Annotated in this window: 15 protein-coding genes; 1 reads left to right on the top strand and 14 read right to left on the bottom strand. The window is 37.7% G+C overall.

The genetic code is table 11. The annotated features are described in order from the left end of the window. Nucleotides 1-7: 7 nt before the first annotated feature. The 8 genes from CLOAM_RS05930 to CLOAM_RS05900 all read right to left on the bottom strand — a co-directional run bounded on the left by CLOAM_RS05930 (nt 8) and on the right by CLOAM_RS05900 (nt 9,913). Nucleotides 8-2,134 (bottom strand): ribonucleoside triphosphate reductase, encoded by a 2,127-nt coding sequence (locus CLOAM_RS05930; RefSeq protein ID WP_044279001.1) that lies wholly within the window; start codon nt 2,132-2,134, stop codon nt 8-10. A 153-nt stretch (nt 2,135-2,287) separates the two neighbouring features. Then, on the bottom strand, nt 2,288-2,455 hold the full coding sequence (locus tag CLOAM_RS09825) for a hypothetical protein (RefSeq protein ID WP_173307538.1): 168 nt from the start codon (nt 2,453-2,455) through the stop codon (nt 2,288-2,290). Then, nucleotides 2,452-3,006 (bottom strand): DUF362 domain-containing protein, encoded by a 555-nt coding sequence (locus CLOAM_RS09820; RefSeq protein ID WP_015424969.1) that lies wholly within the window; start codon nt 3,004-3,006, stop codon nt 2,452-2,454. Before CLOAM_RS09820 ends, CLOAM_RS09825 begins: the two co-directional genes overlap by 4 nt. Then, a complete protein-coding gene (locus tag CLOAM_RS05920; RefSeq protein ID WP_044279000.1) occupies nt 3,007-3,804 on the bottom strand; it encodes a 4Fe-4S binding protein in 798 nt (265 codons plus the stop codon). 105 nt (nt 3,805-3,909) lie between these two features. Continuing rightward, nucleotides 3,910-6,651 (bottom strand): protein O-mannosyl-transferase family, encoded by a 2,742-nt coding sequence (locus CLOAM_RS05915; RefSeq protein WP_015424967.1) that lies wholly within the window; start codon nt 6,649-6,651, stop codon nt 3,910-3,912. 12 nt (nt 6,652-6,663) lie between these two features. Beyond that, nucleotides 6,664-7,650 carry a carbohydrate ABC transporter permease gene (locus CLOAM_RS05910; protein ID WP_015424966.1) on the bottom strand — a complete coding sequence of 329 codons (987 nt, stop codon included), beginning with the start codon at nt 7,648-7,650 and terminating at the stop codon, nt 6,664-6,666. A 15-nt stretch (nt 7,651-7,665) separates the two neighbouring features. Next, nucleotides 7,666-8,598, bottom strand: coding sequence for a carbohydrate ABC transporter permease (locus CLOAM_RS05905; protein WP_015424965.1), 933 nt, complete (start codon nt 8,596-8,598; stop codon nt 7,666-7,668). A gap of 103 nt (nt 8,599-8,701) precedes the next feature. Further along, nucleotides 8,702-9,913, bottom strand: a complete 1,212-nt coding sequence (locus CLOAM_RS05900) for a pyridoxal phosphate-dependent aminotransferase (RefSeq protein ID WP_015424963.1) — start codon at nt 9,911-9,913, stop codon at nt 8,702-8,704. Between the two features lie 1,012 nt (nt 9,914-10,925). Here CLOAM_RS05900 and CLOAM_RS09970 point away from each other — a divergent pair. After that, nucleotides 10,926-11,330: a hypothetical protein gene (locus tag CLOAM_RS09970; protein ID WP_157860013.1), complete on the top strand. Its 405-nt coding sequence runs from the start codon at nt 10,926-10,928 to the stop codon at nt 11,328-11,330. A 39-nt stretch (nt 11,331-11,369) separates the two neighbouring features. On the opposite strand, the gene thyX is transcribed toward CLOAM_RS09970, so the two are convergent. Genes thyX through CLOAM_RS05860 form a run of 6 tightly spaced genes read right to left on the bottom strand, consistent with a single transcriptional unit; the run spans nt 11,370 to nt 17,796 of the window. Continuing rightward, nucleotides 11,370-12,782, bottom strand: a complete 1,413-nt coding sequence (gene thyX, locus CLOAM_RS05885) for an FAD-dependent thymidylate synthase (RefSeq protein ID WP_015424962.1) — start codon at nt 12,780-12,782, stop codon at nt 11,370-11,372. Nucleotides 12,783-12,794: 12 nt separating this feature from the next. Then, a complete protein-coding gene (gene deoC / locus CLOAM_RS05880; protein ID WP_015424961.1) occupies nt 12,795-13,571 on the bottom strand; it encodes a deoxyribose-phosphate aldolase in 777 nt (258 codons plus the stop codon). After that, the gene (gene rlmN / locus CLOAM_RS05875) at nt 13,568-14,620 is read right to left on the bottom strand and encodes a 23S rRNA (adenine(2503)-C(2))-methyltransferase RlmN (RefSeq protein ID WP_015424960.1); all 1,053 of its coding nucleotides are present in this window, start codon (nt 14,618-14,620) and stop codon (nt 13,568-13,570) included. The genes deoC and rlmN overlap by 4 nt, the downstream gene beginning before the upstream one ends. Next, nucleotides 14,614-15,453 (bottom strand): PSP1 domain-containing protein, encoded by an 840-nt coding sequence (locus tag CLOAM_RS05870; RefSeq protein ID WP_015424959.1) that lies wholly within the window; start codon nt 15,451-15,453, stop codon nt 14,614-14,616. Before CLOAM_RS05870 ends, rlmN begins: the two co-directional genes overlap by 7 nt. Next, nucleotides 15,453-16,646: a putative sugar nucleotidyl transferase gene (locus CLOAM_RS05865; protein ID WP_044278998.1), complete on the bottom strand. Its 1,194-nt coding sequence runs from the start codon at nt 16,644-16,646 to the stop codon at nt 15,453-15,455. The genes CLOAM_RS05870 and CLOAM_RS05865 overlap by 1 nt, the downstream gene beginning before the upstream one ends. Continuing rightward, complete coding sequence (locus CLOAM_RS05860) at nt 16,627-17,796, bottom strand: glycosyltransferase (protein WP_015424957.1); 1,170 nt, start codon at nt 17,794-17,796, stop codon at nt 16,627-16,629. Before CLOAM_RS05860 ends, CLOAM_RS05865 begins: the two co-directional genes overlap by 20 nt. Between the last annotated feature and the right edge of the window lie 8 nt (nt 17,797-17,804).

The raw sequence follows: 17,804 nt of genomic DNA, 5'->3' as shown, positions 1-17,804 counted from the left end.
TCTGGTCCTAAGCAAAATGACTTTTAGCGATTGCGGAACTATCTTTTTTCTTGCTCTTTTGCAGATCAAAATTGGTGCGCATCTTAAATTCGGCTTGCTTGCCTTCATTCCATTGAGAAACGGGACGTAAATAGCCAACAATTCGGGAAAAAACCTCTGTCTTTTTTTGACAGAGAGGACAAATTGGCTGTTCACCATCCAAATAACCATGCTGAGGACAAATACTGAAGGTTGGAGAAAAAGTAAAATAGGGCAAACGGTAACCCTCACAGATTGTTTTTACCAGGGCTTTTATGCTTTGTCCATATTCAACTCTTTCTCCACCGAAGATATGCAAAACCGTTCCACCGGTATATTTGGTCTGAAGTTCATCCTGCAAATCCAAAACCTCAAAGATATCATCCGAAAAGTTTACAGGTAATTGACTGCTATTGGTATAAAAAGGTGAATCCGCATCACAATTGGCACAAATGATATCGGGAAAATGTTTTCTATCCAAAAGCGCCAAACGATAACTTGTTCCTTCGGCAGGAGTTGCTTCCAGATTATAATTATTTTGGGTTTCTTCCTGAAATTCCAGTAAACGCTTACGCAGGTAATCCATTATTTTTAAGGCAAAGGCATTAGCTTTCTTTGTTCCTAAGTTTTCACCCATAAAGTTTAACATCGCTTCGTTCATACCGATAATTCCGATAGTGGAAAAATGGTTTTTCCAGTATTGCTGAAAACGTTCATAAATGCTTTTCAGATAGAACTTGGTGTAAGGATAAAGTCCACCAGCAGTAAAATTCTCCAGCACCTTGCGTTTTATTTCCAGGGATTTTTTTGCCAGCAGTAAACGCTCCTCCAAAAGCTGAAAAAATTCCTCTTCCGTTTTTGCCAGATAACCGATACGAGGTAAATTAATAGTTACCACTCCGATGGAACCGGTTAAAGGATTAGCACCAAAAAGTCCACCACCCCTGGTTTCCAGTTTTCTGGTATCCAAACGCAAACGACAACACATACTGCGTGCATCTTTGGGGTCCATATCAGAATTTACGAAATTGGAAAAATAGGGAATACCGTATTTGGCAGTTACTTCCCATAAATATTCCAGATTAGGATTATCCCATTCAAAATCCTTAGTTATATTATAGGTAGGAATCGGAAAAGTGAAAACCCGCCCTTTGGCATCACCTTCAATCATTACTTCCAGAAATGCTCTGTTTAAAATGTCCATTTCTGCCTGAAAATCACCATAATTTTTATCCCTTGGTTTGCCCCCAATGATAACTGCCTGATCTTTATAAATCTGATGCGGTTTCAGGTCTAAAGTGATATTGGTAAAAGGGGTCTGAAAACCAACCCTGGTAGGAACATTGATGTTGAAAACAAATTCCTGCAGTGCCTGTTTTACTTCTTTATAACTTAAACGGTCATAATAAATAAAGGGTGCTAAAAGAGTATCAAAACTGGAAAATGCTTGTGCGCCTGCTGCTTCACCCTGTAAAGTATAAAAGAAATTTACAATTTGCCCTAATGCACTTCTAAAATGTTTGGCTGGAGTACTTTCCACCTTTCCTTCCGCACCACAAAATCCCGTTAAAAGAAGGTCCATCAAATCCCAACCTACACAATAAACAGAAAGTTGACCCAAATCGTGAATATGAAAATCCCCGCTTAAATGTGCTTCCCTGATTTCCGGAGGATATATTTTATTCAGCCAGTATGTCTTACTTACTTCCGAAGCGATGTAATTATTCAATCCCTGCAGAGAATATGCCATATTGGAATTTTCATTCACCTGCCAATCCAACTTTTCCAAATATTGATCTATCAATTCCACTCCAGCTTTGGAAACAAGTTCCCGAATCCGAGAATGCTGATCACGATAAATAATATATGCTTTGGCGGTCTTTTTGTAAGGTGAGGCAAGCAGGACCTCTTCTACAATATCCTGAATCTTTTCCACTTCAGGAATTTCATCTTGAATAACCTGCTGTGCCAAATTCAAAACCCGTAAGGTTAAAACCCCGGCAATATCTTTTCCGAATTCACCTGTGGCAAGTCCTGCACTTTCAATTGCTTTGGCTATTTTTTGTTGTTTAAAAGGAACGATAGAACCGTTTCTTTTGCGAATAGATGAAAACATCTTCAAACCTCTATTTTCTTAAGTCAATATCTTATTTATAAATAATGAGTTATGGCGCTGAAGTATATTTTAGAAAAAATGATATTCAGCAACTGAATTTTATAGAAATAGGCAGTTACTATTTGTCAAGTTGAAAAGTGTAGGTTCTGCAGATTACGCAGAATAATTCTCACGCAGATTACGCAGATTATGTAGATTTAAGATTAACAAGAAAATTTGGGGGAAGTTCAGAGCTTGTTTTACCTTTTCATTAACTCCAGCATTAAGAACTTTGAACTCCCGCACTTTGGACTCCAGCACTCCAGCACTCCAGCACTTCATAACTTTCTTGAAAACACAGCGCCAACCGGGCAACCCGAAAAGTTTTTATTGTTTCCGTCAGAGCAGATTCCACAAGCAGTGCATTTTGTAGTATCAATTACGGCTTTTCCGTTTTTGATAGAGATAGCACCTTCAGGACAATAGCGGATACAGAGTTTACAGCCAATACAGAGGTCTTTATTTACTTGGTAGATAGTTTTATGGGAGGTATTTGTTGTTTCTGATGGCTCTGTAGACAAAGGTTTATCCTCAAGATGAAGTTCGGAGAGGGAAGTTTTAGCTTGCGGTTGAGTAGAAGATGGTTCAGTTTTAATATTTTGGGACTGAGTTCTTATTGTAGATGAGAATTCATTTTCTTTAGGGGTTGGAATTTTATCCTGGCGATCAGAGTTTAGGGTATGGTTATTAAATTGCCTGCTTTCCTGTTGCGGAATTGAAGTTACAGAGCAGTCATCTTTATTCATAGCAAAAGATAGGAAAGCATTGTAGAACAGGAAAATAAGAATACCTCCCAAAAGCAGTAAGACCAATATTTGCAGAATAACTTTCATCTATTTTTCCATTTTTCCTTTTAGAGTTTCGGGTTTAGGGCATTTTTCCGCACACTTGAAACAAAGAATGCAATTAGGGTTCTGCACATATTCATCTTCTGTGATATTAATATTCATCGGACAAGATAGAGAGCAAAGTTCGCAATCATTACAGCGTTCCAAATTACGGTGAATTTTTAAGCGGGGAAAATGGACAAGTTGTCCCAGGTGCTGAAACAAATTCATTAAAGCAGCGTAAGGACAAAGAAAACGACACCAGAAGCGTTCCAGAAAAATTCCCGCCACAATTATTACGAGAGTTACAATCAAACCCCAAACAGCTATATCAGGCAAAAGGGAAAGAGCATAAACAGGGCATAAATGGATAAAAATATAGTTTACTCCTATTAGAGAAAGGATAATAGTTACAACCAACACTATATATTTAACAGAAGCAAAGCGCCTTTCTTGAAATTGAGGGATTTGTTTTCTGTTTTTTCGCTTTTTACCGAAAAGGGTATAGATAATTTCCTGCAAAGTTCCCAGAGGGCAAATATAGGCACAGAAAAGGCGACTGCCAAAAATCGTTAAAACCAGAATTAAAAAGCTGAAGGCAATCGTTATCGCGAAAGGGTTGCCAAGATATTGAATAAGGATGTTTTTGCTTAAGCCGAAACAAACTATGGCATAAGGACAAATAGTATGAATAGTGTAAGGCAAGCTAAAGAAGATAATGCCTGCCAAAAAAGCCAGGGAGAACAATAAAAAAAGCAGTTGGATAATATGCCTGAGGGATTGTCTGTTGCTTTTTTTATTCATTTTGGGTCTTTCTTGGTCGTCATTAGTCCTCACTGCCAAAATAGTTTTCAGATAGGGTTAAAGTTATTTCGGCAGTGACGACTCCTGACTTAATTCGTTCTACATTTATTCACTTATTTTTTGTTTAGAGAGCATTTCCAGGTCAGATTGATATCCACTTATATCATATTGAAGTTTAGGAGCTACTTCCTCCAGAAGTTTATGAATTACATCGTATTCTTTATATTCTTGAGCATAACTGACAGCAAATTGGGCAAAATATTCCTGCTCAGGGAAAAGCAGGAACCCTTTTTTGATGTAAGTGATGATTTTATCGGGATAATAATCTACCAAATGCATAATAATAAACCTTAAATAAATCTTCCAGCCATCGGGATGAGTAACGAGATGGCGATTGATAAATTCATCCAGTTTGTTCCACTGTCCTGTTTTGCTGTAATAGTTGGTATAGAATTCGGTCAATTTTATTTCATCATCCACAAATTTCTTTGCTTTATTAATATATTCCAAGGCCTTAGGATAATTTCCGGTATCTATATAATAATTGGCGGCACGCACAAAACCGGAACCGTAATTCATTACGAGTCGTCTCATATTATCATCTTTATATACCCTTGGGTCTTCTATGGAGCGGTAGTTATAAACCACATCAATATTATGTAACAAGCGTTCCGGGTCTATTTGTTCTTCTTTGGGAGTGGAAACAATTCTACCAACCATACCTTCATTACGAACATAATCATTAAAATTAACATAGCTTTCGCAGGTTACGGCAAAATAAATAGGTCGTTTGCCATAATTATCTTTCACAATTTGCATCACGGCAAGGTCGGAAACACGATAGAAAGGTTCATTTGTTCTCCATTCGGCAGTAGGAGGTATATCCATTGTAAAACCCATTGAAGGATTATCCGGTGGTCCCAGAATAACCAACGGTTTTTCAATTCTTCTTGGTTCCAATTCATCTAACTGGTCATCAGGAATATTAAACAGAATTCCTTCTTGGTCTCTAAGTTGTCTGATATACCAGCTGGTGTTTAAAAGGGAAAGATTGGCAACGGAAACATCTTTCCGGATACCCTTCAGGCATTTATTTTTATATTCCATTGCCTTAGCGATTGCTTCTTTACTTTCCTTTGTAGGATAAACATCTCTGGCATGGTAGATATTCTCTTTGGAATAAGGGTCTTCAACCGCTTGTGCATACCAGAGAGGAAAAGTGTCATTATCTCCATTGGTGAAAATGATGGCATTTTCTTCCACCGAATTAAGGAAATTCAATCCATAATCCAGAGCGATAAATTCCTGAGAACGATCGTGAACCCGATATTGAGAGATCAAATTGCTAACGGGCAAAAGGCACATAAAAATTAATAAAACAACTCTTACAGGTTTACTTTTCCACAGTGTAACTAATGCCAAAGCTCCTATTCCCATCCAGATTGCCCACATATTATAGGCAACTACAAAAAAGTAATCACGATCACGAACTTCGGCATCGGAAAGATTCATTACAAAAACCATTACTACTGTAGTAATTAAGATTACCGAGAAGAAATACCAAAAACTGTGTTTATTTTTGCGAAATTGTAACATTGCTCCCGCTACACCCAAAAAGGCAATAAAAATATTAGCTATGGGTTTCAACAGAGCGGAAGTTACACCTAAGGGTTTTGTGAAAAATGGCTCATTTAACCATTGCATTCCAAAATAGCGTAAAAAGTGATAATTTAACTGGTCTTTAAAGAAATTTCCCCGCCTTTGCACAAAACTCGTATTACCGTATTGTTTTCTTAAAACATATTCCTGAAACATTTTCCAGTTGCTGGGATTGCCTTCATTGATGAAAGGTCTGTCTGCAGCTCGCACCATTAAATAAATATGGGAAGAAAGCCCAACTAAAACTAAAGCAATACCCAAAAGCCAAATCCGGCGGTCAAGCACTTTTCTTAATTCTATAAATATAATAATGAAAGCGACAAGAGCAAAACCCATTTTGTCCAAATCATCTATCTGCACCTGTTTACCTATCACACCGAAGAGGAAATAACCCACCAGTAAAAAAATAGAATAGACGACGAGTTTGGGGAAAAAACTGCCACTTTTAATTCCTTGTCTTAGTAGAGGATAGCAAACAATAAACAGCATTGCGGGAGCTATTTGTAAAGCTGTCTGATGAACACAGAAGCCCAGGAAAAAGAGATAGGCAATTAAGAGCAGAATATTCTGGTGAGAAAAATCTCGGCTTTTTTGCACCCAGATTAAAGTGAGCCAGATGATTAAATTCACAAAAAAAACCAACCCAGAATAGACCTCCGCCTCAACAGCATTCATCCAGAAAGTGAAAGAAAAAGCAGTGTAAAATGAGGCAATAATTCCGGCAAAAATTGCTTCCCAAGGTTTAATTTTCAGCATACTGGTAAGTTGGATAGTGATTAAGTAAGTAAACATTACTGCCAGAGCGCTAAAGAGGGCAGAAATGAAGGCAGCAATCATTCCATGGGGAACAGCCCAACCAAAAATGGCAACTATCGCTCTACCTAAAAGAATGTAAAAAGGATTTCCTGGTGGATGGGGAACTCCTAAAATGCTAATGCAGGTTGCATATTCTCCGCTATCCCAAAAGCTCATAGTGCGTGCTTGAGTACACATATAAACAATTAAAACGACAAGAAAGACCCCGAAAGCTATCCAACGGTTCAATTTTACCGGCACAATATTTTGGGGGCGCATTGTTTCATCCTCAAAAAGAAGACGAGGAACTGGTTTTTGATAGGCAGGAGGTATTTTTTGTGCCTGTTTGGCTTTCTGTAATTGTGCTTTTTTTCTTATTTCTTTGGCATCCACTTTTTTCTCCTTTTAATCCTTTAATCCTGCTTTAGCATAGCTGGCTATAATTTGTTTTTGTGCCATAAAGAACAGAATCAATATGGGGACAATGCTGAAGGTTGAAGCAGCCATTAAAAGTGTTGTTTGCGTTGATGCTTCCTGATTAAAGTAGCTAAGCCCAACTTGCAAGACCCTTAATTCCGGACGGTTAGTCATTACCAGTGGCCACATAAAACTGTTCCAGCTTCCGATTAAAGAAAAAATGGAAGCGGTAGCTATAACCGATTTGGAAAGAGGAAGCATAATTCTCCAGAGCATTCCAAAAGTACTGCAGCCGTCAATAGCAGCAGCATCAAAAAGTTCCTGGGGGAGCGATTTGAAATGCTGACGGAAGAGGAAAATAGTAAAAATATTTACACACCAAGGGACTATAAGTGCTTGATAGGTATCCAGCCAACTGATTTTATCCAGCAAAACATAGGAAGAAACCAGATAGATGGGTTCCGGAACCATCATCATACTTAAAAACAGATAGAATAAAAAGTCCCTTCCCAAAAATTCCATTCGGGCAAAAGCATAAGCAGCAAGGGTAGAAGTAATCAGCACTCCGATTAAAGTTAAGAAACTAACTACCAGTGTATTTTTAAAGTAGATAATAAAAGGAACTTTGTTAAATGCCGTAACATAATTCTGCCAGTGAAAACTGGGAACTTTCTTAATCATTTTTATTTGGGAACTGGGGACTTCCTTATATTCCTCAATTATTTTATCTTCTTTATTCAAGATATGAATGATGCTGGTATTGCCTTTTTCCTGCACCAGAATAATTTTTTGCTTTTGCGTTCCATTGTCCCAAACATAATATGATTCCTTGGGAATAAAAGTGCTTTCCTGTTTATTGAATTCGGATTGTGTCATTAAAGAAGTGGAAAGCATCCAGATGAAAGGGATAATCATAGCCAGTCCACAAATAGTAAGAACTGTGTATATGATGGTCATACGAATCTTTTCCGGCATTTCCTTCCTCCTTCCTTAATAATTAACATATTTTTCCAACCGTCTTTGATAGATGGTTAATGCAAGGATAATGATGAAAAGAACTAAGGCAACAGCACTGGCATAACCCATTTCCAAAGTGTCAAATCCCTTTTCATAAATATAATATACTATCAGTTTGGTAGTATTTAGTGGTCCGCCCTTATCCGTCATTAAATAGACCTGGGAAAAGGTCTGGAAAGTTACAATCGTTGTCATAATCAGCACATAAAAAGTAGTAGGGGAGACCAGAGGCAGAGTTATTTTGAAAAATTGTTTGATTTTACTAGCGCCATCAATTTCAGCTGCCTCATAATAGACCTTGGAAATGTTTTGCAAACCAGAAAGGTAAATAATTGTATTATAACCCAAGCCCTTCCAAACAGTCATAATAATAATTGCAAAAAGCGCTTGGGAAGGTCCCCCTAAAAAGCGGGGAAAAGAAGTTCCTGCCCTGGCAAACAGCATTTCAAATATACCTCTGGATTCGGATAACCATTTTTGAGGTGAAATTCCAATATAACCAATTAAGGTATTTATTAAGCCGGTTTGCTCATTGAACATCAATTTCCAGACGATGGAAACAGCTACCAGGGAAGTTACATAGGGCATAAAATAAATCGTGCGGAAAAGTCCTTTAACAGCTTTAATATTGTTTAACAGCACCGCAAAAAGCAGAGAAAAAATAATGCTTAAGGGAACTACAAAAATCACCAGCCAGAATGTATTGCCCATTGATTGCCAAAAAACGCTATCTTTCAACATATTAGCATAATTAAGCAAGCCGATGAATTTGCCTGTGCCTGTAATTGACCAGTCAAAAAAGCTGATTACAAAGCTCATTATGATTGGTATTAAACGAAAAGCAACCAGCAAAAATAGAGCCGGCAGAATATAGAGGTAGGGAGAGATTTTTCGTTTCGTTTTCATACTATTGTCCTTTCATTTCTCCTTTATCGGGATTTATCAGTTCCCTTTTTGCTTTGGTATCCTGAAAATCCCCTTCCATTTTCTTCATTTTTTCCCTTTAATATTATGAACTTGCTTTTCCTATATGCAATTTCTGATATTCGGCAAGTCCGTTTTGAAAAATGTACATTGCTTTTTTCAGGTCTTCTTTACAAAGAATATAAGCCAGGCGAAGTTCATTTTTCCCTAAACCAGGTGTAGCATAAAATCCGTCACCCGGAGCAGCCATAACCGTTTCATTATCAATCTGAAATTCCTTCAGCATCCAGATAATAAAGTCCTCTGCATCCTCAATAGGTAGCTTGGCAAACACATAAAAAGCTCCTTCCGGTTTTTTACAAATAACACCAGGAATTTTTTCCAGCTCACTTAATACCAAATCACGCCGGGATTGATATTCTACTTTTAACTGTTCAAAATATGTTTCCGGTAAATAAATTCCGGCATTTGCCACTAATTGATCCACGGTTGGAGGGCATAAACGCGCCTGAGCAAACTTTAATACCGAGGACATTATTTCCTTGTTTTTGCTTACAATACAACCAATTCTGGCTCCACAAGCACTGTAGCGTTTGGAAACACTATCCACTAAAATAGCGTTTTCTTCAAAATCGGGAACTTCAAGAACGCTGGTATGGCTTAATCCATCATAAATAAACTCCCGGTAGACCTCGTCAGAAATGAAATAGAGACCTTTGCGTTTTGCCAAATCAGCAATGCGAAAAATTTCTTCTCTACTGTATACAGTTCCTGTTGGATTTCCCGGATTGCAAAGCATTATGGCTTTGGTTTTGGGACTGATTTTTGCTTCTATTACCGAGTTCCCAGGTAAGGCAAAACCATTTTCTGCATAAGTTGTTAAAGGTATCAAAGTTATCCCTGCCATTGTAGCAAAACCGTTATAGTTTGTATAAAACGGTTCAGGAACAATAATTTCGTCTCCAACTTCGCAAACAACCATCATCGCGAAAGTTATTGCTTCGCTACCGCCGGTTGTTACAATAATATCATCTACCTTTAATTCAATACCTAAATTTCCGTAATATTTAACTAAACCCTCACGATAAATATCCAGACCTTGGGAAGGTCCGTATTCCAAAACCTCATCTGAAAATTCGTGATATGCCTTTAACATTTCTTTTGGGGTGGGCAAATCGGGCTGACCAATATTCAGATGATAAACCTTAATTCCCCTTTTTTTCGCGGAATTGGCATAGGGATTTAATTTACGGATGGGTGATGCCTGAATTTCTCGGGCTCGCTTAGAGAGTTCCATTTTTTGTTTCCTTTATATTTTATTTTATATTATAATTTTCAACTGGACTGTAATGTATGTAGGCAACTACTATCTCCAACTTTTTTTATCCGGAAGGTTGAGTTCCTCGTCAACCAGCGTTTTCGCTTTTTCTTCTTGCCGAAAAGCTTACAATAACGCAAGAACTGGCTTGTAAGAGGAACAACAGGATGTCGTTCTTCCGAAAAAAATTAGCCAGAGATCACCGTTCCTTCGCTTCTATATTTCTCTTCCGATACCTACTATTTACAATCCTGAAAAAAGACAAGAAAAATTTTTGTGCCTACAAAGAAAATATTATCTACTTAAACATAAATAATGCAGTTGAGGAAAAATGGGTTGGCAAGTTCCAAATTGCTAAAAAGTTCGCAGAACTCTGAAAAATAATTGTCCATAATTTATGGGGAATTAGAATTCAGCAAACCAAAAGCAAAAATTGACTTTTCTTCTCCGGGTTGAAGCCCTTCTATAATATCTGTCGTTCCTCCGGAACTTTTTTTCGGAAAAAGAGATAATGATTATTCTGCATTCCTTTCACCGGGTTCCAAACCCGTTGTTAGTATCTGTCGTTCCTACGGAACTTTTTCTCTTTTGTAGCATTATTTCTTCGTCAGGTTGAAACTTTTCTATAATATCTTTCTTACTTATGGAATTGGCGGAGACAAGAGCTAATAGTTTGTAGGGTTATCTTTTATTACCGGGTTGAAACCCGGTGCAAAGAGTAAATAAAAACAACATATCTCCTTCTTTTAGAGAGAGTTCCGTAGGAACGACAGGTAATAATGATTTTTACTTCAATAGGAAGATAAAATATAATAATAATATTATTTCATTATGGAGCTACCGAATCCCGATCAACCAAAAAGGAAGTATATTATCGTTTACAGCACTCCTGTTAAGTGCTTCGCCTTTAATTTATTATCTTTTTCAGCTTGCTTCATCTTCTTATAATCAAGTAACAACCAAGTAACAACTCCGTAACGAGACAAGGGAAGTGTTACGGAAGTGTTACGGAGTCGTTACAGAATTTACTATATATCAAGCAAATAACTATCAAGATTTATTAGCTCTGGAAGGAATGGGAGGAAGGGGATTTTCAGGATATTTATATCGGGGAACAGTGGAAAAAGATAGATGGTTGTTTCTTACTTTTTTACGAGGGGCTAACGCCACCATCGCTATGATTGTGTCGCCCTTTGGAGCTTTTGGAAAATGGGAAGATGAAAAGAAAAAAGAAGTCGGGGCTTACATTTTACGAGGGGCTTACGCTACCATCGCTATGATTGTATCGCCCTTTGGGCTTTTTTGCAGAAGGAAAAGAGCGGAGAGCAAAAGGGCATCTAAACCTTCTCAACTTTCTTTATTCTCTCAACCTTCACAACCTTTTTCCTACAGGTAGTTGATGGGGACATCAATCTTCCGCTATTCTCAACCCTTTTTATCTATTCATTTCGCTTTTTCCACAAAGGAATGAAGCGGCTTGCGGAGCATTTTTTTTAACTTGTGCAGCCATTAATTGTGACAGCTCTCTAATTTCCCATTGGGCATTTTCGTCACTCCTCAACCGCACAAAATGATATATTTCCCGTAAGTTCATTTTCACAAAAACGGTAACAATAGAAGCATTAGTTCTAAAATAAGGGTTTAGATATGCCAATTTGGGGGGAAGTGCACTGCCCATTCTAATAATTTTATTATTCAGTTTGGTCCATATATTTTCCCTGTTAATAGCTTTAATGGCAGGAGGAATTTTTGCTGCTAAAGAACTTCCCGCTTTACGCAAAACAGTACAATAGCGATGTCGTTTAAATTGAGCCCAGCAACTTTCGCTCATAGTAAGTTCAAAGCTGAAATCAACTGTCTCAAAGGCACGGGGAACTTTATGCCAGGGTTTCAGGTCTTTAAAAACCTGATTCCAGAGTTGCTGTTTAATTATTCTGGGTAAATGGGCAACCGTTTCCTTAGTTTCATTCCAGTTCAATTCTCCCTGCTGGTAGATAATACTTGCTAAAATAGTGTCATCAGCATTAGCAGGAAGGTTAATAACCCTCACTTTATTTTCCAAATCCAGTTCTTTCACCCAAGGCAATTCCTGCTGTAGAAAACCAGTAAAACCAACCTTTTCCAAGTCCACTTTACCTGTGTAGTCATCATTATCTATATAACGAATTAAAGATGGGGCAATTGCTGAAACCTTTGTATATAATAATTCCTTCAGTTCAGCCGCTTCTTTTAAGGGACTTTTACTTAAACGCCTCAAGAGATTTTCCAGAGAACGGGCATTAATTGTCATTCCCATTTGGGTTTTTGTGGAAAGAGGCAAAATGTAACGCGCATCTTCTTTGGCAAGGCATTCCCTTTCCCTGGTTTTAAGTTCCGGTTTCTGTTTTTTATACAGTTCATTTAAGGCGTTAAAACTTAATTCATATTCGGCAAAAAGTTCGTCCATCAGTTTCTTGTAGGGCTGTTTCAGTTTGGGACGATTCGCAAATTCTGCAGGGACAACATAATCCTTGCTAAAAGTTACATAGCGTTGAGATTTTTCCGTGAAGGAAGCAATTCTGCTGCGCTGAATCAATTCTGTTAACGCCCTGGAAACACCGATTAGATCAATATTAAATACCGAATGTTCTGCCACAGAGCTATGACCCATTGCAAAGATAATATTGGTATTGGTTTTTCTTGCCTTTTCCAGTTCTTTCATTGCTTCTTTTCTTAATTCTTCTATGCTTTTATTGCTTCTGCTGATACGGGCATAAGAGGCGGAAATCAATTCAGGAGTAGCCAAAGGACTATTCAGTTTATCAATAAGTTCTTTATCTATATTGAATCCGGCAATATTTACTTTCATTGTGTGTAATCCTTACTGTAAAATTGTCTTCACACTGGAAGCTCCGATTCTGTTGGCACCTGCAGAAAGCATTGCCAGTGCTTGTTCTTTGGTTCTAATTCCGCCTGCTGCTTTCACTCCGATTTTAGGTCCTACAACTTTACGCATTAATGTGACATTTTCCTTAGTAGCACCTGCAGTTCCAAAGCCGGTAGAGGTCTTCACAAAATCCGCTCCTGCTTTTTTTGCCAGCAAGCAACTGATAATTATTTGTTCTTCGGTAAGATAGCAGGTCTCCAGAATAACTTTCAGCAACGCCTTATGCTTCTTACATAATTTAACCACTTCTTGCATACATTGCAAATCGTTATCGTAATCACCACTTAAAAAAGCACTTAAGTTCTGAACCAAATCCACTTCTTCCGCTCCGATTTCCAAAACCGCTTTTGCCTCATTAACAATTGCTTGGGGACAAGATGCTCCCAAGGGAAAATTGATAACGGTGCAACTTTTAACCGGTTTTTCCAGAAGTCCTTTCGCTAAAGGGATAAAATGTGAATTAACACAAACGGAAGCAGTTTTGTATTGATTTGCCGTTTTACAGAGTTCTGTTACCTCTTCTTTTTTGGTTTCTGCCTTTAGAATTGTAGCATCTATCACGGAAGCCAAACCCTGATGGGGATCATAAATTTGATCGGGGAATTTTAAATGACAATGATAACAGTTCAGACAAATGATATGTCCACCGTTACATTGAGCGGGATGATTGTCGCCAAAAAGTTCTTTAGCAATGTGAGGAATATCTTTCATTTCTTTTCTCCCAGATTATTTTTTGTAAGTTGTCCGCAGGCGCCAAAAATATCTGCTCCTCTGCTTTTGCGTAAAGTTATTGCCTGGGGCAATTTTTGCGCTCTTTGCATAAAGTCCTTAATTTCTGTTTCTGTAGGAGCTCTAAAGGGGGAATTCCTGCCTGGATTGTAAGGGATAAAATTTATTTTACAGGACAGGTCACCGGTGAATTTTCTTAAAGCGGCAAGGTCTTCACTATCCATATTAAAGTTCGGAATGAGGATATATTCAATAGTTATGCGAAAGGAAGTTTTTCTTAGGTAATATAATAATGCCTGTTTTAGCTGAATAAGGTTATATTGATCGCTTACAGGCATTAATTTCCGGCGTTTGGACTGAATAGCGGAAGTTAGGGAAAGGGCAAGTTTGGCTTTAATTCCGCTATCTGCAAGAGCTATAATGCCGGGAACAACTCCACAGGTAGAAACCGTTATGCGTCTTGGACTGAAAGAAAACCCTGCATTGCTTTGCAAAATTTGGAGTGCCATAAGAACATTTTTCAGGTTATCCATCGGTTCACCCATTCCCATTAAAACGAGATTTGTAAGCTTTGCCGTACCGCTATTTTTTAGTTCTTTACTGGCTATAATTACCTGCCCTATAATTTCCTGAGTTGCCAAATTTCTGATCAAACCCATTTTTCCCGTAGCACAAAATTTGCAATTGCGGGCACAACCAACCTGAGTAGAAAGGCAAAGTGTATTCTTCTTCTCTGCAGGAATTAAAACACTTTCAATTATTTTGCCATCCTCTAAAAGCAAACGATACTTTACAGCTCCGTCTTGGGACACCAGTTTGCTTTCTATTTCAGGTAAAAAGAAGGAATAATTGGTCTTTAAAAATGCCCTGAATTCCTCAGGCAGATTAGTCATTTTTTCCGGTTCATTGAGATAAAACTTATATAACCAGGAAAGAACCTGCTTAATTCTATATTCAGGTAAATCGGGTTGCCTGCTGATAATGCTTTTTGCCAGGTCTTCCGGCATTAAAGAAAAAATATTAGTTAGCATTCTTCCAGGATGGGAACACTAATAACCGGAAGACGGGAAAATTCATCTAAATCAATTTCTTGAATTATACCTTCCTCACTGGCAAGCATCACTTTTTTGGCTAAAACATTAAGACGGAAAACCATCATTTTTGTATTCTGATAGGTAACTAAGGTGCCAACTAAAGGAAAACCCTTGGCTTCTTCCACATAAAAATCCTCTTCAAAATTTAAACAGCAAAGCAAACGCCCGCAAGGTCCGGAAATTTTGGTTAAATTACCTGCCAGATTTTGGTCTTTAGCCATTTTGATGGTAACCTGATTGAAGCGTTTTAAAAAACTGCCGCAACAATATTGTTTCCCGCACATTCCAAAACCACCTAAACGACGTGCTTCATCTCTACCCGTTGTTTGATGAAGTTCAATGCGGGTTTTAAAAATATTAGCCAATTCCCGAACAAAGTTTCTAAAATCAATTCTGCCATCTGCAGTGAAGAAAAAGGTTAATTTATTACCGTCAAACTGGTAAATTGTTTCAATCAGTTTCATTTCAAAAGGGTAATGGTCCAGAACACCCAGAAAGGTCTTAGCGGCTTTATCCTCTTCATAACTGAGATTTTTCATTTTTTCCAGGTCTTCCGAATTTGCCTGGCGTCGGATACTTAATGTTTTTCCTGTTAAAACCTGAGCATCCAATTCTTCTTCATTGATGCCCAGATGAATTACCTGAGCTATATCGTCACCCCTTTCCACTTCTACTACAATAATGTCTTCGGGTTGAATATTCAAGCCCTTGGTATTTTGGTAATAGCCAATTCGTCCCGTTCTAAATATCACTTCTATAAAGTCCGGCATTATATCCTCATATTATATATATTTTTATACAGTTCTTTTTCAGTTGCGGTGAAGCTTAAATTACGCCGCTGTTTAACTATTTCTGCCGTTTCACAAAACTCCTGGAAACGGTATTTTTCTAATTTTTCTGCTTCTCCCCAGGAAAAATCGGGAATAAAATCACGAATTAAATTCGGTCCGTAAAGATTACACCCAATGCCGATTACAGTTCCGGTATTGATACTGCAATTAATACCTGTTTTGCTGTGGTCTCCAATTATGCAACCTAAAAATTGATTTCCGGAGTCAATTTTAGCTTTATGGGTATAGGAATAATAAGCTACGGTCTTGTAAGTATTTTTCAGGTCACTATTATTGGTATCGGCACCTATATTTACCCATTCACCGATATAGGAATGCCCTAAAAAACCGTCATGTTGCTTATTACTATAACCCTGAAAAATTGTTCCTTCAACCTCTCCACCCACTTTACAAACGGGTCCGATGGAAGTGCCCCCGTAAATTTTAGCACCAATCTTAACGAGAGATTTTTTACCTAAATAAACAGGACCGCAAAGAACAGCATTAGCCATTATACGTGCTCCCGTATCAATTACAACAGGTCCTTCCGAAGCATCCAAAATTACACCCGGTGAAAATTCCGCTCCTTCGCCCACCCAAACATTGTAAGGATGCAAAACAGTAACTCCCGGTTCGGTTTCAAAGTAATTTTCGCCATCATAAAAATGGAGATGATAATCCCGCATAAGCATTCTGGAATTATCTTGAATGATATCTGCAAGGCAGTTGTAGAGTTTAATGTTGCAGAGTTTTTTCTTCAGTTTAGCTACATCAGGAAAAATAGAAGTATCCTTCACCTTTATAGCTACAATGTTCTGTCCTGCATATAAACAGGAACCGAAATCAAGTTTTTGTATTTGTTCCACAGCATCAGCAGTGATAACAATCCGGGAATTCAAATAAAGTTTTTCTCCTCTTACGGCAGAATTGATTATCCAATCGGGATGCCTTTCTTGGTATAACGGAACAAGATTTTCAGCTATAATCACACAGGTCTCTTCCGAATCGCAAAAAATACTCTCTAAGCGTTGACGCAATTTAGTTATTCCACAACGCAGGTCTCCAATACTTCTGTTTAAAGTTAAAGGATAAAGATTGGATAGTGCATCATCATCAAAGATTACGGTTTGCATTTTTATTCCTTTTATTGTTGGGTCTTTTGCCGTGCCACACAAAAATATTGAACTGACCCAGTATCATTGTAAACACCAGAAAAAAACTCTGAATAATTAGCCACACAGGATAAAACTTCATTATTTCTTTCGTAATTCCAAAACGCGAACGGGGAAAATTGAAAATGATGTTTTCTATAATAATGCGGTAAGCCAAAATAAACAAAGCTAATTTATAATTAAAAAACAGCATTATCAACCCGCCCCAATATAAACAGGCAAGCGAAAATAGAATAAAATAGAACTCCGGATTGAACTTCAGCTGGTATTTCATATTGGAAGTCCAACGACTGCGTTTATTGATTAGTTGTTTCCAGGATTGAATCGGCTGAGTATAAACAAAACTGGAAGGTGAGAAATTGAAAATAATTTTATAACCCTTATTACGCATTAACTGCAGTAAATTTACATCATCCCCTGAAAGCAAATGTTTTATTTTACTAAAGCCCCCTACATCATAAAAAGCAGAACGTCTGTAAGCTAAATTTTGTCCTACACATGCCCAACTTTTACCAATTGTATAACAACCCGCTAAAGCTATATAGGATAAAGCATAATCCAAATGTTCATATTTTTGCACGAGAGATGCCTTCTTCCAATCGGGAAGCAAAGTTCTGGAATAACCTGCAACCATAGAAACATCATCTGTAAAGAGAGAGACCATAGAAGAAATCCAGGTAGTCGGAACAATACAATCTGCATCAGTTGAAAGAATAATTTCTCCCTGGGCAGTATAAACAGCATCTTCCAGAGCTTTCTTTTTGGGGGAAAGGACATTTTCCCGTCCCGTAATTTTCAAATAATGTAAATTTAGACCTGCTTCAATATACTTGTTTGCTACCTCCGCGGTTTCATCTTCAGAATCATCATCGGCTAATATAACCTCAAAAAGCTCTGAGGGATAATCCTGATTGAGCAAACACAGCAATAAATCCTGTAAGTTCTTAGCTTCATTACGGGCAGCAATAACCACACTCACTGTCCTTTTTTTAAAACTGAAAACGGGTTTATAGTGCTTAAAACCATACACGAAACGGATACATAAAACAAGATAGGTTATGCAACCCGTTGAAACAAGCACACAGAGAATATAAAAAAGAATGTTATACACTCTTAACT

The sequence above is a fragment of the Candidatus Cloacimonas acidaminovorans str. Evry genome, from assembly GCF_000146065.2.
Taxonomy (GTDB): domain Bacteria; phylum Cloacimonadota; class Cloacimonadia; order Cloacimonadales; family Cloacimonadaceae; genus Cloacimonas; species Cloacimonas acidaminivorans.
This window is presented reverse-complemented; position numbering and strand designations above follow the sequence as displayed.